This is a genomic window from Arthrobacter sp. ISL-48 (assembly GCF_018613805.1).
GTDB lineage: Bacteria > Actinomycetota > Actinomycetes > Actinomycetales > Micrococcaceae > Arthrobacter.
In genome coordinates this window covers 218,200-240,440 of record NZ_JAGGPL010000018.1, presented here as the reverse complement: position 1 = coordinate 240,440, position 22,241 = coordinate 218,200, and the positions used below count along the sequence as shown (strand labels likewise).

General features: G+C 65.0%; 21 protein-coding genes. 10 read left to right on the top strand and 11 right to left on the bottom strand.

The window, feature by feature from the left end; genetic code table 11:
- Window positions 1-45 precede the first annotated feature (45 nt).
- A complete protein-coding gene (locus tag J7E83_RS16190) occupies window positions 46-1,338 on the top strand; it encodes a PLP-dependent aminotransferase family protein (RefSeq protein WP_214964250.1) in 1,293 nt (430 codons plus the stop codon).
- A gap of 50 nt (window positions 1,339-1,388) precedes the next feature.
- On the top strand, window positions 1,389-1,817 hold the full coding sequence (locus J7E83_RS16185; RefSeq protein ID WP_214964247.1) for a universal stress protein: 429 nt from the start codon (window positions 1,389-1,391) through the stop codon (window positions 1,815-1,817).
- A gap of 148 nt (window positions 1,818-1,965) precedes the next feature.
- Here J7E83_RS16185 and J7E83_RS16180 read toward each other — a convergent pair whose 3' ends face one another.
- From J7E83_RS16180 to J7E83_RS16160, 5 genes are all read right to left on the bottom strand, one after another.
- Entirely contained in the window at window positions 1,966-2,604 is a 639-nt protein-coding gene (locus J7E83_RS16180) for a phosphatase PAP2 family protein (RefSeq protein WP_251043936.1), read from the bottom strand.
- On the bottom strand, window positions 2,597-4,072 hold the full coding sequence (locus J7E83_RS16175; protein ID WP_214964244.1) for a dihydrolipoamide acetyltransferase family protein: 1,476 nt from the start codon (window positions 4,070-4,072) through the stop codon (window positions 2,597-2,599). Before J7E83_RS16175 ends, J7E83_RS16180 begins: the two co-directional genes overlap by 8 nt.
- A 110-nt stretch (window positions 4,073-4,182) precedes the next feature.
- Window positions 4,183-5,163 (bottom strand): alpha-ketoacid dehydrogenase subunit beta, encoded by a 981-nt coding sequence (locus J7E83_RS16170; RefSeq protein WP_214964241.1) that lies wholly within the window; start codon window positions 5,161-5,163, stop codon window positions 4,183-4,185.
- A complete protein-coding gene (pdhA, locus tag J7E83_RS16165) occupies window positions 5,163-6,413 on the bottom strand; it encodes a pyruvate dehydrogenase (acetyl-transferring) E1 component subunit alpha (protein ID WP_214964238.1) in 1,251 nt (416 codons plus the stop codon). The genes J7E83_RS16170 and pdhA overlap by 1 nt, the downstream gene beginning before the upstream one ends.
- 149 nt (window positions 6,414-6,562) lie before the next feature.
- Window positions 6,563-7,681, bottom strand: a complete 1,119-nt coding sequence (locus tag J7E83_RS16160) for a histidinol-phosphate transaminase (RefSeq protein ID WP_214964235.1) — start codon at window positions 7,679-7,681, stop codon at window positions 6,563-6,565.
- 91 nt (window positions 7,682-7,772) lie between these two features.
- Between J7E83_RS16160 and J7E83_RS16155 the strand changes: the two genes are divergently transcribed.
- A complete protein-coding gene (locus J7E83_RS16155; RefSeq protein WP_214964232.1) occupies window positions 7,773-8,201 on the top strand; it encodes a phage holin family protein in 429 nt (142 codons plus the stop codon).
- Here the strand turns inward: J7E83_RS16155 and J7E83_RS16150 are convergent.
- Together J7E83_RS16150 and J7E83_RS16145 are read right to left on the bottom strand one after the other, a co-directional pair.
- A complete protein-coding gene (locus J7E83_RS16150) occupies window positions 8,155-9,597 on the bottom strand; it encodes a PE-PPE domain-containing protein (RefSeq protein WP_214964229.1) in 1,443 nt (480 codons plus the stop codon). The two genes, J7E83_RS16155 and J7E83_RS16150, sit on opposite strands and share 47 nt — an antisense overlap.
- Window positions 9,594-9,905: a WXG100 family type VII secretion target gene (locus tag J7E83_RS16145; RefSeq protein WP_214964226.1), complete on the bottom strand. Its 312-nt coding sequence runs from the start codon at window positions 9,903-9,905 to the stop codon at window positions 9,594-9,596. Before J7E83_RS16145 ends, J7E83_RS16150 begins: the two co-directional genes overlap by 4 nt.
- 204 nt (window positions 9,906-10,109) lie before the next feature.
- Here J7E83_RS16145 and purB point away from each other — a divergent pair, with 204 nt between their 5' ends.
- The 6 genes from purB (at window position 10,110) to J7E83_RS16115 (ending at window position 17,388) form a co-directional block, all read left to right on the top strand.
- On the top strand, window positions 10,110-11,552 hold the full coding sequence (gene purB, locus J7E83_RS16140) for an adenylosuccinate lyase (RefSeq protein ID WP_214964224.1): 1,443 nt from the start codon (window positions 10,110-10,112) through the stop codon (window positions 11,550-11,552).
- 225 nt (window positions 11,553-11,777) lie between these two features.
- Entirely contained in the window at window positions 11,778-12,449 is a 672-nt protein-coding gene (locus J7E83_RS16135) for a histidine phosphatase family protein (RefSeq protein ID WP_214964222.1), read from the top strand.
- A 167-nt stretch (window positions 12,450-12,616) separates the two neighbouring features.
- On the top strand, window positions 12,617-13,120 hold the full coding sequence (locus J7E83_RS16130; protein ID WP_214964220.1) for a GNAT family N-acetyltransferase: 504 nt from the start codon (window positions 12,617-12,619) through the stop codon (window positions 13,118-13,120).
- Window positions 13,121-13,334: 214 nt separating this feature from the next.
- Window positions 13,335-14,420, top strand: a complete 1,086-nt coding sequence (locus tag J7E83_RS16125) for an extracellular solute-binding protein (protein WP_214964218.1) — start codon at window positions 13,335-13,337, stop codon at window positions 14,418-14,420.
- Window positions 14,421-14,461: 41 nt separating this feature from the next.
- Window positions 14,462-15,529 (top strand): ABC transporter ATP-binding protein, encoded by a 1,068-nt coding sequence (locus J7E83_RS16120; protein ID WP_214964216.1) that lies wholly within the window; start codon window positions 14,462-14,464, stop codon window positions 15,527-15,529.
- 50 nt (window positions 15,530-15,579) lie between these two features.
- On the top strand, window positions 15,580-17,388 hold the full coding sequence (locus J7E83_RS16115) for an iron ABC transporter permease (RefSeq protein WP_251043935.1): 1,809 nt from the start codon (window positions 15,580-15,582) through the stop codon (window positions 17,386-17,388).
- A 6-nt stretch (window positions 17,389-17,394) separates the two neighbouring features.
- Here J7E83_RS16115 and J7E83_RS16110 read toward each other — a convergent pair whose 3' ends face one another.
- The gene (locus tag J7E83_RS16110) at window positions 17,395-18,444 is read right to left on the bottom strand and encodes an FAD-dependent monooxygenase (protein WP_214964204.1); all 1,050 of its coding nucleotides are present in this window, start codon (window positions 18,442-18,444) and stop codon (window positions 17,395-17,397) included.
- Between the two features lie 57 nt (window positions 18,445-18,501).
- Here J7E83_RS16110 and J7E83_RS16105 point away from each other — a divergent pair, with 57 nt between their 5' ends.
- Window positions 18,502-19,041 (top strand): TetR/AcrR family transcriptional regulator, encoded by a 540-nt coding sequence (locus J7E83_RS16105; RefSeq protein ID WP_214964201.1) that lies wholly within the window; start codon window positions 18,502-18,504, stop codon window positions 19,039-19,041.
- A gap of 8 nt (window positions 19,042-19,049) precedes the next feature.
- Here J7E83_RS16105 and J7E83_RS16100 read toward each other — a convergent pair whose 3' ends face one another.
- The 3 genes from J7E83_RS16100 to J7E83_RS16090 all read right to left on the bottom strand — a co-directional run bounded on the left by J7E83_RS16100 (window position 19,050) and on the right by J7E83_RS16090 (window position 22,210).
- Window positions 19,050-20,237 (bottom strand): 4-hydroxybenzoate 3-monooxygenase, encoded by a 1,188-nt coding sequence (locus J7E83_RS16100; RefSeq protein WP_214964198.1) that lies wholly within the window; start codon window positions 20,235-20,237, stop codon window positions 19,050-19,052.
- Window positions 20,238-20,357: 120 nt separating this feature from the next.
- Window positions 20,358-21,107, bottom strand: coding sequence for an IclR family transcriptional regulator (locus J7E83_RS16095; RefSeq protein WP_214964195.1), 750 nt, complete (start codon window positions 21,105-21,107; stop codon window positions 20,358-20,360).
- Window positions 21,108-21,145: 38 nt separating this feature from the next.
- The gene (locus J7E83_RS16090; protein ID WP_214964192.1) at window positions 21,146-22,210 is read right to left on the bottom strand and encodes an FUSC family protein; all 1,065 of its coding nucleotides are present in this window, start codon (window positions 22,208-22,210) and stop codon (window positions 21,146-21,148) included.
- Window positions 22,211-22,241 lie beyond the last annotated feature (31 nt).

The window sequence follows — 22,241 nt, the reverse complement described above, 5'->3', positions numbered from 1 at the left end:
AACAAAGGTTGCCTAAAGGGCAACACACGGTTGTATCCTGAGCGTGTGACTTACGAAACACTTGATACGGCAGCAGCGCTGCTGCCAGCCGAAGCCATCGACGCAATCGAACGCGCCGCCACGTCCGCCCATCGCCACGATGACCTCTTCTCGGATCGCGCAGCAAACATCAGGCAGTCCGCAGTACGTGATGTTTTTGACATCTCCATGCGGCCCGGGCTGGTTTCCCTCGCCGGCGGCAGCCCCTACCTGCAGTCCCTGCCGCTGGACCGGCTGGCAGCGACCGCGGCTGCGATCATCGCCGATGAGGGACTCACCGCGCTGCAGTACGGCGGAGGCCAGGGCATGGAAGAACTCCGCACGCAGATCTGCGACGTGATGGCGGCCGAAGGGATCCTTGACGCCATCCCGCAGAACGTGGTGATCACCGCCGGTTCGCAGTCCGCGCAGGACGTTGCCACCAAGGTGTTTTGCAACCCTGGAGATGTTGTCCTGGTGGAAAACCCTACGTACGTGGGCGCCCTTAACACTTTCGAGGCCTACCAGGTGCAGGTGGAGACGGTGGAAATGGATGGTGACGGACTGGTACCGGAACTGCTTGAGGACAAAATCGCCGCACTCCAGGCCGCCGGGAAGAACATCAAGTTCCTGTACACCATTCCCAGCTTCAACAACCCGTCAGGGATCACCCTGGCTAAGGAGCGCCGCCAGCGCATCGTGGAGATATGCCGCGATTCGAATATTCTGGTGCTCGAGGACAACCCCTACGGCCTGCTGAAGTTTGACGGGGAGCCCCTGGAACCACTGCGGGCGTCCAACCCGGGCGATGTTATCTACATGGGCTCGTTCTCCAAGATCTTTGCGCCCGGGCTGCGGATCGGCTGGGCCCTGGTTCCGGAACACCTCCAGCGGCGCTACTACCTGGCTTCCGAGTCGGTTACGCTGTGTCCGCCCACGCTCAACCAGATGCTGGTGTCGGCTTACCTCCGGGAGTATGACTGGAAGGGTCAGATCGCGACCTACCGCGGGCTGTACGCCCAGAGGTGCCGCGCAATGCTGGATGCCCTCGACGAACACATGCCCGACGGCACCAGCTGGACCACCCCGGAAGGCGGCTTCTTCGTGTGGGTGACCCTGCCCGAGGGCGTGGATACTTACCCCCTGCTGCAGAAGGCGATCGACGCCGGCGTCGTGTTTATCCCGGGCGCGGCCTTCACGCCGTCCGATGAGCCGTCCAATAAACTGCGGCTGGCGTTCAGCGCGGTGCCCCCCGAAGCCATTGCGGAAGGGGTTCGCCGCTTGGCCCCCGTGCTGCGGGAAGCCATCGCGGCGCTGTAGCGTTGGCATTGAGTCTGGCAGGAATGACCATTGAGCAAAGGAGCACACAGATGAGCGGAATTATTGTTGTTGGGGTTGACGGCAGCGGAACCGCCAAGAAGGCCGCCGAGGCCGCACGCGATCTGGCTGCCGCCCTCGGCGCCTCGTTGCATGTGGTGTCAGCCTTCGACAGCGACCGCACGGAGGTCTTTGGCAGTGGCAGCGACCAGTGGATCGTCTCCGACGCGGACGACGCCGAGAACGTGGCCCGGACCGTTGCAGGCTCTCTGGCGGGGGACACCAAAGTGACCTACTCGGCAGCGCGAGGCAAGCCCGCCGAGGCACTCATCAAGGAGGCCGGGCGCCTGGACGCCAGGATGATCGTGGTCGGTAACCGCAGGATGCGGGGCATCGGCCGGGTGCTGGGGAGCGTGGCGAACAGCGTGGCCCACAACGCTCCATGCGACGTCTACATCGCCAACACCTACGACGCCGATTAAGTGGCCCTCGGGCACCATGCACCGGCGCTTGCCGTGCATGGTGCCCGTTCTCACGCCCTGACCCAGAGGCCCTATTCCCACCCGGCCTATTGAAGCTTCCGCTGCACGCGCCGGGCTAGACCTTCGGCCGGCCGCCACAGGACGCTGCCTAGACCAGCCAGCCGCGCAGCAACCACCACAGGCCTGCCATCACCAAGCATCCGAACAGTGAGCCGGCCACTACCTGCGCCGCCGTGTGTGCGCGGAGCGCTACCCGGGACCAGCCGACAGCCGGTATCAGCATCAGCAAAGGCAGCCACCCGGGCCCCAGCATCAGCACGGAAATAGCGGTGGACGATGAAATGGCTGCCGCGTGGCCGCTGATCTTCCAGAACGGGCTCACGGCGGCCAGCACCAGGATGCCGCCCACGATGGCCAGGGTCATGACCAGCACGCTCCGCGGCGCGCCGACGGCTTCCAGCACCTGCAGCCCCGCCAGCACCGACACGAGTGCCATGAGCAGCACGGGTGCACGCTGTTTGCGGTTGCTGACGTGGTGGTCCGTAACCTTACCCAGCCTCACCAGGCCCAGCAGCAGGAACAGGGGAAGAACGCAGACAAAAAGCGCCGCCAGCGCTCCGTACCCGACGGTCCCCGGGAAGCCCGCCTCGATGACCGGGCTGATCAGCAGCTGCACCGTCACCACCACAGGGGGCTGGAAAATCTCTGTCAGCCATCTGGCCGTCCGGTTTTTGGCCCGAAGGGCTGTGTTGTCCACGGTTGCCAGCCTGTCAGCGTGCTCAGTCAAGCAGGAGCGCCGGCTCCTCAAGGATCGCGGCGACGTCGGCCATAAAACGGGCGGAAAGGTCACCGTCCACCACGCGATGGTCAAAGGAACCGCCGAGGGTGGTGATCCAGCGCGGGATGACTTCCCCGTCCAGCACCCACGGCTTCTGCTTGATGGTTCCGAACGCCACGATGGCCACCTCACCCGGGTTGATGATAGGCGTCCCGGTATCAATTCCCAGCGCACCGATGTTGGTGACGGTCAGGGTCCCGCCCTGCATTTCGGCAGGCTTGGTCTTGCCCGCCCGCGCGGTGGTGGCCAGGTTGTTGAGGGCCAGCGCCAGCTCCTTGAGTGAAAGGTCCTGCGCGTCCTTGATGTTCGGAACCATGAGCCCCCGGGGGGTGGCGGCGGCGATGCCCAGGTTCATGTAGTGCTTGACGTGGATCTCGGCGGCGTCCGTGCCGTCCACGTTGTCCACCCAGGTGGCGTTGACGCTCGGGTTCCGGGCGGCGGCCCAGATGACTGCCTTAGCCAGGATCAGCAGCGGGGACACCTTGATGCCTTCGAAGTCCCGGGAGACCTTCAGCCGCTTGACGAACTCCATGGTGCGGCTGGCGTCCACGTCCACAAAGATGCTCACGTGTGGCGCGGCAAACGCCGATTCCACCATGGCCTTGGCGGTTGCCTTGCGGACGCCCTTGACGGGGACCCGTTCGATCCGCTGGTCCTGGGGCTTGCCGGCCCTGCCCCAGAAACCGTCCGCCTTGTCCAGTTCCGCGTCGCGCTGGGCCTGGTAGCTGACCAGGTCCTCGCGCGTGACCTCGCCGCGCAACCCGGTAGCCACAACATCGGCGAGGTCGATCCCCAGGTCCCTGGCGATCTTCCGGACCGGGGGCTTGGCCAGGACCCGGTTCACCAGGCCGGTGAGGGTCCCGCCCAGAGTGGGACGGTTGTCCACAAGGCCTGCGGGATCCGCTTCCACAGCATCCGCCCCGGGACCCGATGAGGTTTTTGCTGCCGCCTGAGGTGTGGGGACGGATTCGGGGACGGGCACGGTACCTGTGGCAGTTTGAGCGGACCTGCGCGCGCGCCGCTTGACGGCGTCGGCCTTGGGCCCGGAACCTACCAGCGGACCGCCGGCCAGCGCGCCGCCTGACGTCTCGGCGTCGGCCTCGGGGAGCTTCCCGTACAACGGCTGGACCGGCGACGCCGGCGCGGGGACGTCCGCTGGCGTCGGATCACCGGACACCTCGTCGGAGACGCTGATGATGGCCGTCCCGACGTCGATCGTTACCCCTTCGGGGACCAGCAACTCCGTGACAGTCCCGGCAAAGGGGGACGGCAATTCCACGAGCGACTTGGCGGTCTCGATCTCGCAGAGGACATCGTTGATGGCGACCGTATCCCCCGGCTTGACCTTCCAGGAGACGATTTCCGCCTCGGTCAGCCCTTCGCCCACGTCGGGCAGGTTGAACTTATTGAGAGTCATGATGTCCTCGGTTTTCGGAAGATCCGGCGGCCTGCGCAGGAAGCGCCTGCGGGAACTGGCCAGGAAGATCGATCAGCAAGCGTAATGGAAGGAGGTCCTGGGAGCCGCGCCTAGTACGCCAGGGCGCGATCCAGGGCCTCAAGGATCCGGTCGATGTCCGGAAGGTAGTCTTCCTCAACCTTGGCCACGGGATACGGCATGTGGAAGCCGCCGACGCGGATCACCGGGGCTTCCAGGGACAGGAAGGCCCGCTCGCTGATCCGGGCCGCGATCTCGCCGCCGAGGCCGCCAAACGTAGGGGCCTCGTGTGCCACAATCAGCCGGCCCGTTTTGTTGACGGAGTCCGTAACGGTATCGAAGTCGATGGGGGAAATCGAGCGCAGGTCGATGACTTCAACGCTGCGGCCGTCCTCGGCAGCGGCGTTCGCTGCAGCGAGGGCCACCGGGACAAGGGGACCGTAAGCCACGATGGTGGCGTCGGCGCCTTCGCGGAGCACATGCGCCTTAAACGGATCCTCGGCCGCGCCGGCGGTCTCGACATCCACATCGCCCTTGAGCCAGTAGCGGCGCTTGGGTTCGAAGACGATGACGGGATCCTGGCATTCGACTGCCTGCTGGATCATCCAGTAGGCGTCGTGCGGGTTGGACGGGGTGATGATTCGCAGGCCGGCGGTGTGGGCGAACAGCGCCTCCGGGGACTCGGAGTGGTGCTCCACCGAACCGATGCCGCCGCCGTACGGAATGCGGATGACGACCGGGACTGTGAGGTTGCCGTTGCTGCGGGCGTGCATTTTCGCCAGCTGAGTGGTGATCTGGTTGAAGCCCGGGAACACAAAGCCGTCGAACTGGATTTCGCAGACCGGACTGTAGCCGCGCAGCGCCAGTCCGATGGCCGTACCGATGATGCCGGACTCCGCGAGCGGCGTATCCACCACCCGGTCGGGGCCGAACTCTGCGATCAGCCCGTCCGTTACGCGGTAGACGCCGCCCAGGGGCCCGATATCCTCGCCCATCAGCAGTGACTTCGGGTTATTTGTCAGCGCTGCGCGGAGGCCTTCATTGATGGCCTTGGCAATGGTCATGGTGGTCATCAGTTGCCTGCCTCTGTGATTGCCTGCCCAGCCGGCGTCTCACCGGCCTGTGGCTCGCCGGCAAATCCTGCACTGTATTCCTCGAACCACGCCAGCTCCTCCGCAACCAGCGGGTGGGCCTCCACGTAGGTGTTGGCGAAGGCAGTACGGATGTCCGGGGTCTCCAAGTCATGGGTGGTTCGCCGGACATAGGCTGCGAGCTCGTCCCCGTCAGCCTTGACCTTGGCGAAGAAGACATCGTCAGCAATTCCCTCGGAGCGCAGGTACTTCTCCAACCGGGCCAGTGGATCCTTGGCCCGCCAGGAATCCTCTTCCGCGGACTGGCGGTACTTCGTGGGGTCGTCCGCCGTGGTGTGGGCGCCCACGCGGTACGTGAACGCCTCGATCAGCACCGGGCCCTTGCCCTGGCGCGCGTGGTCCAGCGCCCACTCGGTCACGGCATGCACGGCTATGACGTCATTGCCGTCCACCCGCACTCCTGGAAACCCGTAGCCCTTGGCCCGGTTGGACAGGGGGATGCGCGTCTGCACCGTGCTGGGCACGGAGATGGCCCAGTGGTTGTTCTGGCAGAAGAACACCACCGGCGCGTTGAAGGACGAAGCGAAAACCATGGACTCATGGACATCGCCCTCGGAACTGGCGCCGTCGCCGTAGTACGCCATGACAGCTGCTGGCGGCTCGGTGCAGACGGGATCTGACGCCGCGGCGAGCTTCTGGTCGCGCTGAATGCCCATGGCGTACCCCACTGCGTGGAGGGTCTGCGCTGCCAGCACGAGTGTGTAGAGGTGGAAGTTGGTGTCCTTGGGATTCCAGCCGCCATTCGAGACGCCGCGGAACTGGCGCAGCAGCTCGGCCAGGTCCACGTTGCGGGTGAGGGCCACCCCGTGCTCACGGTACGTGGGGAAGATGTAGTCCTGAGGCTGGCTGGCGCGGCCGGAACCGATCTGAGCGGCTTCCTGGCCGGTCAGCGGAACCCACAGGGCCAGCTGTCCCTGCCGCTGCAGGGCGGTAGCTTCCACGTCGAAGCGGCGGATCCTGGCCATGTCGGCATAGAGTCCGCGCAACTTGTCCGGATCCAGTTTCTCCGCATATTCGCTGTAGACGGGATCATTCACCAGTTTCCCGTCCGGGCCCAGGAGTTGGACCATCTGCGCCGGGGGCTCGCCCATGACAGCCTCGGCTTCCGCCTCAAGCTGGTCGTCTACCGCGGTTCCATCGAACTCGGTGGAGGGCAGTTGTGTGGTGCCCATACCGTCTCCTTGCTTGCCGCATACGGATGCGTTGCAATGTCGCTGGGATATATGCCGCTACAGGAATGCATTCCCCTGGTCGCATATATAATGGCTTACTGCTCCTTACTTTATCTTCAGTAGGTGGCGCAGCTGCTACATGTTAAGCGCTAGGAACCGCGTGGCGCCTTTGTATACTTCGCACACACCGTGAGGAAGCGCGTATTGGCCTCCGCTTCACCAATGGTCACGCGGACGCCCTCATCGCCAAAAGCCCGCACTGACAACCCCTGAGTGCCTGCCAGCTGGGCGAATTCAGCGCTGTCTGCACCGAGATCAAGCCAGACGAAATTGCCCTGGGCTGCCGGAATAAACCAGCCCAGCTCCCGCAGCCCAGCCGTCACACGGTCACGCTCATCCACCAGGCTTTGTACCCTTTCTACAACCTGCGGGTAGTTCTCCAGTGAGACGATTGCCGCCCTTTCCCCGATCTGCGACACGGCGAAGGGCGTGGCGGCCACTCGAAGGTACTGGGTGAGTTCCGGGTTCGAGACGCTGTAGCCCACGCGTAGCCCGGCCAGGCCGTGCGCCTTGGAGAACGTCCGGAGAACCACCACGTTGGGATACTTGCGGTACATGGCGATACCGTCCACCGCGTCGTCGGCCCGGACAAACTCCTGGTACGCCTCATCAATCACCACGACGACGTCGGACGGCACGGCCTGGATGAACCGCTCAGTTTCCGTCGTCGTCAGGATGGGGCCCGTCGGGTTGTTGGGAGTACACAGGAGAATGACCTTGGTTCGGACGGTGACGGCTGCCGCCATGGCCTCAAGGTTGTGCCGGCCATCCGGAGTGAGCGGAATCCGGACGCTTTCTGCGCCTGCCAGGCCCACGCTGATGGGGTAGGCCTCGAAGGAACGCCAGGCGTAGATCACTTCGTCCGCTTTGCCGTCATCATTCTGGCCGGCAAAGGTGCTCAGCAACTGGTTGAGTGCGCCCAGGCTTCCGGCACCGGTGACGATGTCCTCAGCCGGAACATCCAGGAACTCCGCCAGCGCTCCGCGGAGCTTGCTGCTGAGTGGGTCCGGGTAGCGGTTGAAGTCGGTCTGGTTCGCGATGGCCTCCATCACCGCAGGGAGCGGGGGGAGCGGGTTTTCGTTTGAGGACAGCTTGTAGCTGACCATCCCGGCAACGTCGACCGGGGGCTTTCCTGCGGCGTAGCGGGGAAGCCTGCCCACAACCGGGCGCGGACGGATTCCCCCGGCGAGGGTCTCTGATGAAGTCATGCCAACTAGCCTACTTCTCCCCAGAAGCGGAGAACGGGGCCTTCAGGGGTCACCCGGGTCGGCGCTCAGGGCAGTGTGACAGCATGGGCACATGCGCTCTATCATCGTTCGGGTCCTGATCAACGGACTGGCCCTCTGGATTGCAAGCTGGATCCTGCCCGGCCTGGACATCTCCACTTCAGCCACCACCGCAGCCGTGGCCAAGACCGGCGTGACCCAGGGGACCGATACCATCGGCATTGTCCTGGCCTACCTGTTCATTGGCGTGATCTTCGGCGTGGTGAATGCCTTTGTCCGTCCTCTGGTCAGCTTCCTCTCACTGCCGATCACCATCCTCACGCTGGGCCTGTTCACCATCGTGATCAACGCAGCCATGCTCTACCTGACCTCGTGGATCAGCAGCTACACTCCGGTACAGTTCAGCATCGACTCCTTCTTCTGGACGGCGGTGCTCGCCGCGATCATCATTACCGTCATTTCCCTTGTTGCGGGAAGGGTCCCGGGCGCCCGCGGCCGCTGATGCGGCCGGTGGCGGGCGGTTCGGGCGCGTTCGCGCGGGAGAGTGTAAACCGCGTGGCTGTTACGGCGCCGCCAACTCCGAGCACACCAGACAGCACGGCCGTGGAATCGACAAGTGAGGGATCGTCGCTGGCCCCAACGAGCCGCGCCCCGTCCTGATAATTTGTGATCGCATGACCGGGGCCCATTCCCGGGGCCACTCCATACTCCGTCCACACCGGATTGTTCATGGTGACGGTGACACGGTTCCGGGTGTCCGGGCTGGGCGCGCCATCGCCGCCGGGAACCCAGTCCGCCCGGTGCTCCAGGTGGAGGGTAGTTATGCCGGCGGCGGGAGCGATCGCGCCTACAGGGGATCCGGCGGTCAGCACGTATTTCACGTCGTATTCATCCAGGAACAGCTTGTCGGCGGCGAGGTTCATCGCATGGATTCCGCCCTGGCTGTAACCAACCGCCACCACTGGAGCGCCCTGCTCCGCGCCGACTGCTTTGAGCGCCTCGCGAACAGCAGTGTTGACTTCAATCGAGCTATATCCCAGGCCTTCGGCAATTCCCGCCTCATCAAAGGGATTGCTGCCACCTATTTCCGCAGCGGGCTGGGTGCCGGGAATGACAACCACGTACGCCTTGTGCCCGCCGTGCTCGACCTCAATGACCTCGATAGAGCCGTCACCGCGCTCGTCGATCAACCTGATCCGCTCCAACAGCCCTGCCGGGGATGCCTCGAAGTCAACTCGGGATGTTTCTTCCCGTTTGACCCAAATTGGGCGTGGCTTTGCTACCGGGAGAGGGCCCTCGGCCAAGCTTTTGACGAGGGGGCCCACTGCAGTCAGGTCTCTCCCTGCTTGAGCCTCCGCCCGCATCAAGTCGCCAAAATGATGAGGTGAAAGTCCCAGCAAGGCGCTTAGCGTCAGGGGTGCGTTCGCCGTCACCAGTTCCATGGCGCTTTCGCTAGGAACCCCCGTCCTCCAGAAGTCCACCCACGAGGTGACCAGGTCGCCGGGGCTCGAAATACCAACCGACCGGGCAAGGCCGGACGCTGCCTCCGCTAATTCGTAACCCCGCTTGCTGGCCCGCACCTGGCTGCTGATGCGCTGCAGCTCCAGCCGGACAGCCTGAACGCTCCGCTGGGCCTCTCCGACCGCCATCACAGCAGCAGTGCCGGACGACCGTTGGTCGTTTTGGTAGGGGCAGAGATCTTCCCAAACCCGGCGCGCCTCTACTTCCACAGCACTCAGCTCATCTGCGAGGCCATCGAGCTTCTCGGCGCCGCCCATGAGTTCCTCGAACTGGAAGCTGATTCCCCCGACGCCGCCTCTGATTTCGAGGCTGCCAGCCTCACCGGGGCCTCTGACCTGGACCGGCCCGCCGCTGCCGGACGGGGTTACCTCGGTCATCCGTACGGTCCTGACAGATTTCCGCAGGGTTCGGCTTCGGCTACCGCCCGGGCGTGGCTGTTCACGGCGGATGCGGCGTCCTGGAGCCGGTCACGGGCCCGCCCGAGCGCTGCCTCCTGCAGGGCCACTGAATTTCGGTATGCCCTTCCGGCGGGCGACTGCCAGTCCAGGAGCTGGATCTGGCGGAAACCCGATAAGACCCCCTCGACGCGACCCGTGCAGCCAGCGACCCTCGCCGCGAGCTGCTGGACTTCATTGCCGCGGGCCAGGGCCGCCCCCATGTCCCCGGCGGCTGCATCAATGCCCATGCCGTACTCCCCACTTCGGTACCCGATGCCTGTTCTATGAGCCCCGACGTTACGGATGCCGGCCCGGTAGCGGTAGCGCCGCCGTCGGCTATGTGGACAATAAGGCAGCCGAAGGCGCTCGGGCGAAAAGGGCCAGCCGGGGAGGACGAGTCACAAGCAGGAGGCCGGCTTAGGCACGGCAGGAGTTCGTGAAACAATCAGCACATGCCTGAAACTGCCGCCACAGCTGATACCCGTACGCCCTCCGGACGCCTGGCCCTGGCCGCATCACCGGAACAGATCGCGCTCGGCCCGCTGGACGGCCGGTACCAGGCAGCCGTTGCGCCCCTGGTTGATTACCTGTCGGAGGCCGCCCTCAACCGCGACCGCGTCGCCGTCGAGGTGGAATGGCTCATCCATCTGACCAGCAACAACGTCCTCCCCGGCGCGGGCCCGCTCACCTCTGAACAGCAAGACCAGCTCCGCAGGATCGTCACCGAATTCGATTCCTCCTCTGTGGCCGAACTGGCCGATATCGAAGCCGTCACGGTCCACGATGTCAAAGCCGTGGAGTACTACATCGGCCGCCGCCTGCCCGCCATCGGCATCGAAAATCTGACCGCGATGGTCCACTTCGGCTGCACCTCCGAGGACATCAACAACCTCTCCTACGCACTGGGTGTAAAGGGCGCTGTGGAGGACGTGTGGCTGCCGGCAGCCCGCGGCCTGGTTGCGCAGATCAGCAGGATGGCCGAGGACAACCGCGCCGTTCCGATGTTGTCGCGCACGCACGGGCAGCCGGCAACACCCACCACGCTCGGCAAGGAACTCGCCGTCATCGCGCACCGCCTGACCCGGCAGCTGGACCGCGTCGCCCGGACCGAATACCTGGGCAAGATCAACGGCGCAACGGGCACGTACGCCGCCCACGTGGCCTCTGTCCCTGGAGCCGACTGGCAGCACGTGGCCAAGTCCTTCGTCGAGGCCCTGGGCCTGACCTGGAACCCGCTGACCACACAGATCGAAAGCCACGACTGGCAGGCAGAGCTGTACGCCGACGTCGCGCGTTTCAATCGGATCCTGCACAACGTGTGCACCGACATCTGGAGCTACATCTCGATCGGCTACTTCGTTCAGATCCCGGTTGCCGGCGCCACAGGCTCCTCGACGATGCCGCACAAGGTCAACCCGATCCGCTTTGAGAACGCCGAGGCCAACCTGGAGATCTCCTCCGGCCTCCTGGACGTGCTCGGTTCCACCCTGGTGACGTCCCGCTGGCAGCGCGACCTGACCGACTCCTCCAGCCAGCGCAACATCGGAGTGGCGTTTGGCCACTCCCTGCTGGCCATCTCCAATGTGGCAAAGGGCCTGGACCGGCTGGACGTTGCCGAGGACGTCCTGGCCGGGGACCTGGACACCAACTGGGAAGTCCTGGGCGAGGCCATCCAGATGGTCATGCGCGCCGAGGCAATTGCCGGCGTCGAAGGCATGGAGAACCCGTACGAGCGGCTCAAGGACCTCACCCGCGGGCAGCGAGTGGACGCTGCCCGCATGCAGGAGTTCGTCCAGGGCCTTGGCCTCTCAGCGGACGCTGAAGCCCGGCTGCTCGCCCTGACCCCCGGCAAATACACCGGCATCGCGGACCAGCTGGTTGACCACCTGAAGTAGGACGCCCCACAAGAAACGCACGACGGCGGCGCCGGGCTCCCAGGGGTCCGGCGCCTTCCGTTTGGCCCGCCGCTCTTTCCTGCCCAGTTGCAACCCCCTGGGACAGGCGTGTCGGGCAGACACGCGGGGTAGTGGACCAAGACACGGAAGCAACTGGGCAGGAACGTCAGTGCACGCGCGTACAAGACCGTGCCCCGCCTGCCCCAAAGGTGGGAAACTGGGTGCATGAAGCTGCTCCTTATCCGCCACGGACAGACCCCGGGAAACGTGCTCGGCCAGCTGGACACAGCCCACCCGGGACCGGGGCTCACCGAACTGGGCGAGCGGCAGGCAGAGGCGATGGCACGGTCGCTGGCAAACCAACCCATCAGCGCACTGTACGCCTCCACACTGCTCCGCACCCAGGTGACGGCCGCGCCCCTGGCCAAACTGCACGGGCTTGAGGTTGAAGTGCTGGACGGCCTGCACGAAATCGAAGCCGGGGCCCTGGAGAAACTGACCGACCACGAGTCGCACAAACGCTACCTGGGCACGGTTTTCGCGTGGGCCGCCGGGGACTTGGACCGCCGCATGCCCGCCGGGCCGGACGGCCATGAATTCTTCGAGCGGTTCGACGCCGCCATCACCCGGGTTTCTGAACGCGCCGTACAAGAGGGGGACGGTGCCGCCGCGGCCGTGGTCAGCCATGGCGCCGCAATCCGTACCTGGGCGGGCCGGCGCGCGGCAGACACAGACCACGCGTTCGCCGCCAGGCACGTGTTGTCCAACACAGGCATCGTGGCGCTGGAAGGGGATCCCGACGCCGGGTGGACGCTGATCCATTGGGACGGCAGCCCGGTGGGCGGGCTCGCGCTGGCCGATCCGACAGCCGAGGACCCCACGGGCGAAGGAAAATAATCCGGCACGGCCACGCCCGTGGCCCCGCGTGACTGCAGACTCCGGCCTGCAAGGGGAGTCCCGAGAGAACACGGACTGTTCTCTGGCCGCTTACGCGAAGGAAACACCGCGGTAACGGTGCGCTCTTAGGCTTGTCAGGCATAACCCTTCGGCGAATCGAGGCAGTCATGCAGACCAACCCCCGTCTCAACATCCGGCAGGTCACCTGGTCCAACCCCGTGGGTGCCGACCTGCGCAGAGCCCAGCAAGCGGAACTCGACGCCCGCTTTGGTACCCCTGACCACGAACCGGGGACGCCGCCGTCGGGCGCTGACTGTGCTGTGTTCCTGGTGGCGTACGACAAGGGCTCGGGGCAGCCAGTCGGCTGCGGCGGCCTCAGGCTGCTGGATGCCAGCACGGCAGAGATCAAGCGGCTGTACGTCCTGCCCTATACGCGCGGTTCGGGTGTGGCGAGTTCCATCCTTGCGGCCCTCGAGGCCGAGGCCTTCAAGCAAGGGATTACACGGATCAAGGCCGAGGCGGGGTCGGCGCAGCCGGACGGCCGGCACTTCTACGAAAGCTCAGGCTTCGAGCCCGTGCCCAACTTCGGCCCCTACGCCGGCGTGGAGCACTCCTACTGCTATGCCAAGACCATCGACTCGCACAGCGCGGCACATACCGCCATGGCCTAGTCCGCACCGCACCCTGACGGCGGGGCCACAAGCGCGCTCCAAAACATTCATGGCCTGTTTACGCACCGGGCCCTGGCTGTTTCGGAAACTGGATCAGACTCGAATGTCACTGGTCGTTTATCGAATCGATAGCTATAAACGTCCACAATCCTCGAGTCCAGCTATAGGCTGGCCGGACAATGCTCCGATTCCAGTCCAGAAATGAGTCCTGATCGTGCGTAAACTGCAGACCCTGGCTGCCGCCGCCGTCGTCGTTACCCTGCTCGCTGGCTGCGGAGGCGGCGCGGCCACCCCTGCAGCTTCCGGAGGGTCTTCCTCCGCCCCGGGCGGAGGGACAGGCGAGACACTGGTCATCTATACGAATTCCAACGGCGAGGGCCGGGGTGAATGGCTGACCGCCAAGGCGGCCGAAGCCGGCTTCAAGATCGAAGTGGTGGGCGCGGGCGGTGCCGATGCCACCAACAAACTGATTGCCGAAAAGAACAACCCCATTGCGGACGTCGCCTTCGGGCTCAACACCATGTACTTCGCCCAGATCAAGGCCGCGGGCGCGCTCGAGCCCTACGAACCAGCCTGGGCGGCCGACGTGGATACAGCGCTCGGCGACACTGGATCTGACAAGGCTTACTGGCCGCTGGTGAAGCAGGCCATTCTCCTGGGCTACAACTCGGACAAGATCACCAAGGAGGCCGCACCCAAAGACTGGACGGACCTCTGGACCAAGGACGAGTTCAAAGGCCGCTATGAGCGGGTAACCGGACTCGGCACAGCCACAGCACAGTTGGTGTTCGCCGGCCTGCTGACGCGCTACAAGGATGATTCCGGCGATCTGGGCATCTCTGATGAAGGCTGGAAGCAGGTGGAGCAGTACTTCCAGAACGGCAGCCCGGCTGTGGCCAAAACCGACCTTTTTGCCCGGATTGCATCCGGTGAGGTGGACATGGGGCAGATGCCTTCCTCGATCATCGCCGAACGTGAGAAGTCCTTCAAGGTTAATGTGGAGACTGTGACGCCGTCCGTCGGGGTTCCGCTCGCCGTCGAGCAGGTTGCCCTCGTCAAGGGAACTGACAAGAAGGAACAGGCTCAAAAGTTCATCGACTGGTTCGGCAGCGCGGATGTCCAGGGCGCCTGGGCGCAGCAGTTCAACTCGATGCCCGTCAACAAGGACGCCGCCGCCAAAGCCAAGCCGGAGGTAGTGGAGTTCTTCGCCGGGCTTAAGCAGCAGGACATCGACTGGGACTTCGTTCAGAAAAACATGGGCGCCTGGGTGGAGAAAATCGAACTCGAATACATGACGTAGCCGCCCCCTCTCCGACACGTCCCACTCAGACAGGCTTCCCCATGATCCGCTTGGACAACATCGAAGTTTCCTTCGGCGATTTCGTCGCCATCCCCCACCTGGACCTCCACGTCAAACCCGGGGAGTTTTTCACGCTGCTGGGTCCCTCCGGTTGCGGAAAGACGACGGCGTTACGCACCTTGGCGGGGTTCATCGAGCCCACCAGGGGAGCCGTCCATGTGGACGGGAAAAACGTGACACGGCTGCCCAGTGACAAGCGGCAGGTGGGCATGGTGTTTCAGAACTATGCCCTGTTCCCGAGCATGAGCGTGTGGGAGAACATCGCCTTCGGGCTCCGGGTGCGGAAGGAAAAATCCGCCGACAGCGACCGCCTGGTGCGCGACATCGCCCGCCGGGTCGAGCTCAGCGATGAGCAACTCCACAAGAATGTGGCCGAACTGTCGGGAGGCCAGCAGCAGCGCGTGGCTGTGGCCCGGGCGCTGGTGCTGCGGCCTAAAATCCTGCTCCTGGACGAGCCGCTGTCCAATCTGGATGCCAAGCTGCGCCACCAGCTCAGGCAGGAGCTCAAGGACTTGCAGAGCGACTTCGGCATCACCACGGTGTACGTCACCCACGACCAGGATGAGGCCCTGGCCATGAGTGACCGGGTGGCGGTTTTCAACAAAGGCGTGGTTGAACAGGTGGGCACTCCGCAGGCCATCTACGATGAGGCCGCCACGGAATTTGTCTGCAACTTTATTGGTGACAGTTCCCCGCTCACGGCAGAGTTCATCAGCGAACTGAACCGGCTCTCCGGCGCCAATCTCAGGCCGGATGCCAAGTCCTACCTCCGGGTGGAAAAGGCGTCACTGACCGCACCCCTGAACGGGGGTGCCGCCGTCGGACTTGCGGGAACGGTGGTGTCACGCACCTACCACGGCCTGCACAGCCGCTATGTAGTGCGCAGCCACGGCGCGGATGTCCGGCTGCTGGTCAAGGAGGACGGCGGCGCCCATCCCGAGCCCGGCACCCAAACCACTATTTACGTCCAGCCCGGCCATGTGCTCCAGTACCATCCCGAAACCGGCGTGGCGCTGGCCGGGAAGCACCAGGCCGTGGCCCTGCCATGAGCGGAGCGTCCGTTAAGAACGGCGGCGGGAATGCTGGCTCCGCCAGGAGTATGCTCCGAACCCCCTTTGTCCTGATGGTCGGCGCGGTGCTTACTTGGTTTATCGCAGCCTTCCTGGTCTGGCCCAACCTCAACGTCCTGATTTCAACCTTCTTTCCAGACGGCGGCTTCTCCGGGCGGGCGTCCGAGAAGCTGTTCTCCTCCCAGCGCGCCATGAAATCCCTGGGCAACAGCTTCCTGCTGGCGCTGGCCCTGTCCATCACGGTGAACGTTGTGGGCATCTTCATTGTGCTGGTCACGCACTACTTCAAGATCCGCGGCTCCCGGATCCTGTTCTTCGGCTACGCCACCACCTTCATCTACGGCGGCATCGTGCTGGCCGCCGGCTACAAGTTCATCTACGGCGACAAGGGGATTGTCACGTCCCTGCTGCTGACGGTGTTCCCCGGCATGGATCCGGCATGGTTCTCCGGTTTCTTCGCCGTGTTGGTGGTGATGACGTTCGCCACCACCACCAACCACATGCTATTTGTGGGCAACGCGCTCAAGGGCGTTGACTATCAGACTATTGAGGCGGCGAGGAACCTGGGCGCGTCCACCTGGACCATCTTGCGGCGTGTTGTGCTGCCCATGCTCAAACCCACGCTTTTCGCCGTCACTATCCTGTCCTTCCTGACTGGCCTGGGTGCCCTGAGTGCCCCGCAGGTGCTGGGCGGCCGCGAATTCCAGACCATCACGCCGATGATCCTGACCTTCGCCAACACCGCCACATCACGGGATTTGGCTGCGCTGCTGGCCGTCATCCTGGGCGTCTCTACCATCCTGATGCTCGCGGTGATGTCCCGGCTGGAGAAGCGCGGCACCTACTACTCCCTGTCCAAAGTGTCCTCGGCCTTGCAGAAGCAGCAAATTACCAACCCCGCCGCCAACGCCGCCGTGCACGCCATCGCCTACCTGCTGTTTGCGTTGTACACGCTGCCCGTGGTGCTGATCGTGCTGTACTCGTTTGCCGACGGCGCCGCCATCCAGACCGGCCAGATTTCCCCGGGCAGCCTGACCCTGGACAACTACATGCGGGTCCTCACCCAGCCGTCCGCCCTCCGGCCGTTCATTGTCAGCGTCGTTTACAGTGCACTGGCGACCGTGATTGCGGTGGGCGGGCTGCTGTTTGTGGCCAGGCTCCTGCAGAAATACAAGAACTGGGTTGCCTCCGTCTTCGAATACCTGCTCCACATCCCCTGGATCCTGCCCTCGGCCCTGCTCGCCTTGGGGCTGATCATCAGCTATGACCACCCGAATCCGCTGGTGGGCGGGGCAGTGCTCACGGGAACCACGGTGATCCTGCTGATTGCCTTCGTGACGGTCAAGATCCCGTTCACGCTCCGCATGCTCAAGGCGTCATTCGCGGCGGTCAACACTTCAATGGAGGAAGCGGCCGCCATTATGGGCGCCCGGACGCTGTACGTGTTCCGCCGCATCCTGTTGCCCTTGGTGCTGCCGGCGGCCGCAGCCATCGCCGCCCTCAACTTCAACAGCATGCTGGACGACTACGACACCGCCATCTTCCTGGCCCATCCGCTGGTCCAGCCGCTGGGGCTGGTGATCAAGGCGAACACGGATGGCGCCGAGGGCGTGGAGGGCGTGGCCAACACCTTCGTGTACACGGTCCTGCTCATGGTCATCACAGGTCTGACCATGTACCTCGTCTACGGCCGGTCCGGCAAACGGCGCTCCGGCGCTGGCTCCGGCACTACCGGGAAGCGGCGCGGTACCGTTCCACCTGCCCCCTCGCCTACGGCAGAGGCCCGGATCGCCGAGGTGGCGGACAGCAGGGCACCCGCCCAGGCGCCCGTCTCCTAGACAGCCTTAAGAGACGCTCCCGACGGCGGCGCCCGGCTGGCGCTTTCCCTTCAAGCCGAGGAGACGGTCGCGCAGCGGCTGGGCATGTTCGGCCAGCGCCAACCGCATCAACGCCGACGATGCCAGGCTCAGGGCCTGCGTCTGGAGCCGTCGGCGCCGGTCATAGGCAGCGAGCGCCTGGTCCAGCGGGGCAGTGTTGAGGAGATCGGCCAGGGTCACTGCATCCACCAAAGCCTCGCAGGCGCCTCGGCCGAGGTTCGGCGTCATGGCGTGCGCGGCGTCGCCGATCAGTACTACACGGCCCCTGACGTAACTCCGGAGCGGCGGCGCGGTCCAGATCCGCTGGACGAGGGAGAGTTCCGGGGTGGCAGCTGCGAGCACGTGGCGGATTCCCGAAGCGTGGCCGCCATAGCGACGACGGGTCAGCTCGAGCGCTGACGCCACGTCGATCTCCGCAGGCCCGAGATCGGAGCGGTAGGCGGCATACCAGTTGGTCCCCCGCGAGGCGGGGCCGATGCCGAACAGGTCCCCCCGCCCCCAGTACTCGCCGACATGCTCAGGCCGAACGGGTAAGGGAAGGATTCCGCGGACGGCGACGTAGGGCGTGAGCCGTGCCCCGGCCGCACCGCCCCAGACCTTTCGGCGCACCCCGCTGTGCACGCCGTCGGCGCCCACCACCAGGCCGGGGCCGGACGGAACGTTGTCCATACGGCAGGTGATCCTCCGGACGGACCGCGGCACGGCAGCATCCAGCAGGCGCAGGAGGTCAATCCTGGACACTCCGATGACTCCCTGCCCGTCAACAGTCACCCACGGATCGCCTGCGGCGTTGCGGATGGCACCGCTCCCGATCACTGGGCTCCCGCTGCGAAGGGCCTCAAGAATTCCGAGCACCTCAAGAGAACGCTGCGCCTGAGGCCACATGGCGAGGGTGGTCCCCACGGTTGGCAGTTCCGGCCGTTTCTCGTAGACACTGACGTCGAAACGCTCCGGATCGAGCCGGGCCGCGAGTGCCAACCCGGCGATGCCGCCACCAACGATCGAGATCGTATTCATGTCGGAAATTCTACTACATTTGTAGTGAATAGGAAGAGCCGGGCTAGACTTTGCAGCATGCCTGACAGACGCCCCCAGCTAGCCGATGCTGCCTTGGCTGTGGTGGCGCAGGCTGGCCTGAAGGGACTCACCCACCGGGCGGTCGACGCTGCGGCAGCGGTGGCCGAAGGCACGACGTCGAACTATTTCCGCAATCGCGCCGCCTTGGTTGATGCCGTGGTGGACCGGCTGGAACAGCTGGATGTTGAACTCCTTCAGTCGTCAAGCCCGGCCGGACCGCCCGCGAACGTGGGCGAAGTGGCCGAGCAGGTCACGGGACTGATCTTTGCCCTGATGGAAGAGCACGCCACCCTCACCCGGGCACGCCTGGCCATGTCACTGGACCGGCCTGAGTCCGTAACAGCGGGTCATTTCAGGCTCCTCGCCGGCCTGGAACGGACCCTGGCCGGCCTCGGAATTCCGGACGCACCGGGCCGCGCCCGCGATGTTGCGGACTACTGCGACGGCCTCCTGGTGCATCAGCTCACCGCCCGGCGTGCTGAGCACCCGGATCCTGCCTCCACCGCAGGGGCGATCCGAAGGCTGCTCGCCACCTGAAGGACCAGCTAGGGCGACGGCCAGCCCGTGTACGCCTCGGCCAGGTAGGCCATGCCGTGCCTGGAGGAGACCACTGAGTTCAGTTCCCCAAGCTGGCGGGCCCGCGAGAAGTCGTCTGCCTCGGCGGGCGTGTGCAGCATGGTGGTCATCCAGTAGGAGAACTGTTGGGCCTTCCACACCCGGTCCAAGGCCCGGCTGCTGAACGAGTCCAGGAGCTGCGTGGAGCCGGAGCGGAAGTAGCTGTCCAGTCCCTCAAACAGCACCTTGACGTCGTGGATCGCCAGGTTGAGGCCCTTGGCGCCGGTAGGCGGGACGGTGTGGGCGGCGTCGCCGGCTAAGAACAGGTTGCCGTGGCGCATGGGTGTGTGGACGAAGCTGCGGAACGGCAGGACCATTTTGTCGATGACCGGGCCTTCCTTGAGTTCAAACCCGTTGCCGTTGACGCGGCTGCGGAATTCTGCCCAGATCCGGTCATCGTCCCAGTCCGCCACGTTCTCCTTGGAATCGCACTGGAAGTACATGCGCTGCACTGACTCGGTCCGCTGGCTGATCAGGGCAAAGCCGTTGGCCGAGTTGGCGTAGATCAGTTCATCGGCGCTATGCGGGGCCTCGGCCAGGATGCCGAACCACGCGAAGGGGTATTCATGGAAGTACCATTTGCGGTGGGCCTCCGGAATCTGGAACCGGCAGTGGCTGCGTGAACCGTCCGCGCCCACCACGAAATCCGCCTGGATCTCGTACTCCACGCCGTCAGCGTCCGTGAACCACACCCTGGGCTTACCCTCGATGTCATGGACCGCCGTGTCCGTGACGCTGTAGCGGACATCGCCGCCGTCGGCCTTCCGCCTGGCGGCAAGGTCCAGGAAGACATCCGTCTGCGGGTACAGCCAGACGGATTCCCCCACGAGTTCCTTGAAGTCGATGCGGTGGCTTTCGCCGTTGAACCGCAGCTCGATGCCGTCGTGCCGGTCGCCGTCCCGCAGCACGCGGTCGGAAATGCCGCTGTCCACCAGCATGTTCACGGTGCCGTGCTCCAGGATGCCCGCCCGGACCGTTTCGGAGATGTCCTTGTGGCTGCGGACTTCGATCACAGTGGAGTCGATCCCGGATGTGGCCAGCAGGTGGGAGAGCATCAGCCCGGCGGGACCGGCTCCCATGATGGCGACCTGGTTGGTGATGATCTTGCGTGTTGCCATGACTGTCTCTCGCTTCGTTGCGGGGCCGCGGCTGGTGCAGCGCCGGTTGGTGCGTCTGGCTAACAGTGTGCGTCGTCAGGCATGTCCGGCGTTGTGCCAATTCCATTGAACGGAAGAGGATTATGGGGCGGGATCGGCCAGTCGCCGGGCGATGCCCCGCGCAGCGGTCTGCAGGGCCGGGACCAGCGCCGGCAGGCGCATTTCACGCAGGGGAACCACGACGCCGAGCGCCGCCACCGCGCGCTGCTTGCTGTCCAGCACCGGCACCGCTATGCCCCAGGTGTCCGGATCAACAACCCCGGCCAACTGCGCGAAGCCCTGATGGGCTGTCTCGCTGAGCCGGGAGCGGAGGGCATCGACCGTCACCTTTCCGTCCGGATCCGAGAAGTGTTCCAGATAGTCACGCTGGAGCGCCTTGGCCTGGTTGGCCATGAGGGCCAACCCCACGGAGCTCACATGGACGGGCATCCTTCCGGCCACCCGGGCCCGGTTCGCCACCGACCCCCGGCGGGACAGCCGCTCCACAAAAAGCGCTTCCCAACCCTCCAGGACGGCCAGGTTCACGTTCTGGTTGAGGACCTGCTGGATATCCTCCATGAATGGCACGGCGGCCTGCCGCAACGCCAGCGTGGGCGAGTTTCGGTTAACCAACTCCCACAGCCGCAGCCCCAAGCGCACCGTACCGCCTGCGCCGGTCTCCAGCAGGCCATGTGCCGCGAGCTGACGCACCAGCCGGTGGGCTGTGGTGAGTGGAAGCCCCGCACGGGTGGCGATCTCGGAAAGCTGGAGACTACTGGCACCTTCAGGAAACGCGGAGATCACCCGGACAACACGGTCCACCACAGAGTCCCCGGAGACTGAATTCGCCATGGCCGCCTCTTCCATTCAATGGCAAGTATCGGCCCAGACTACACCCGATGCTTCAGCAGACGCGCGCGGCGCCAGAGGGTGGGCGCCAGCACCACCGCAATGCCGACGGCGGCACCGATCACGGTCTCGATGATGCGGTCCCGGAGCAGGATGGCGGGCGAGGCCGGCACCACCAGGAGCGTGGAGACCAAGGCCAGGGGCGTGACGAACAGTTGCGCCAGCAGGTACTGCCGGATGATGAACATCTCCGCCCCGAACTGGCAGAGCGCCATCACCAGGACCGTCTGCCAGGGCTCCAGGCCAAGCAGCAGGATTCCGGCCAGCACCACCAGGCCCAGGACGGTGCCGATGATCCTCTGCACGCCTCGGCGGACCCGGTGCCGGGTAGTGTGCCCCACGAGTGGGACCACCGCGGCCACCATGGCCCAGTAGTTGTGGCCGAAGCCGAGCCACAGCCCGGCCCACGTGGCCAGGGTTCCGGCCAGTCCGGCGGCCACGAGGTAACCGGAACCTTCCAGCCATACCGCTCTCCGCTCGTCCCGCGTGCGGCGCAGGGGCCGCGGGCGGGCCCAAGGCGTGCGGTGGCTGGCCAGCAGCCGCGACGAGAAGCCGATCAGCAGGCAGAAGGCAGTGGTCAGGACAGCAACCAGCATGCCTTGCCAGAGCGGCGGCTGGTTGGGGATGGAAGCGATGGCCGCGAAGGCGAAGATGTGGAACAGTGAGCCGGCCGGCCGGAGCCGCCACCATGAGACCGCCACCGAACAGGCGCCGGCCAGGAGGGTGGTCGCCAGGACGAGGAGCCAGGTGGTGGTTCCCCCATCCAGCCCCCAGGCTGAGCCCATCAGGGCCGCGAGGGATGCGAGCAGGATCACCAGCAGCATCAGCAGGCCGGCGCGGAGCTGGAGGGCAAAACGTGTCCCGTGGAGTTCACCGCGGCCGTAGATGCCAGTGAAGGCGCCAAAAGAGGCGAAGATCGCAAGATCCAGCCGGCCCAGCAGCACCAGGGTGATGAGCGGGACAAAAACTCCCACTGCGCACCGGATAGCCGGATGGTGGTCCTTGTTGCCCGGGGCAATGCTGAACATTTCAGCGAGAATCTTCACGTGCGGAGGGCGCCTTTCCTCGGTAGAAGCC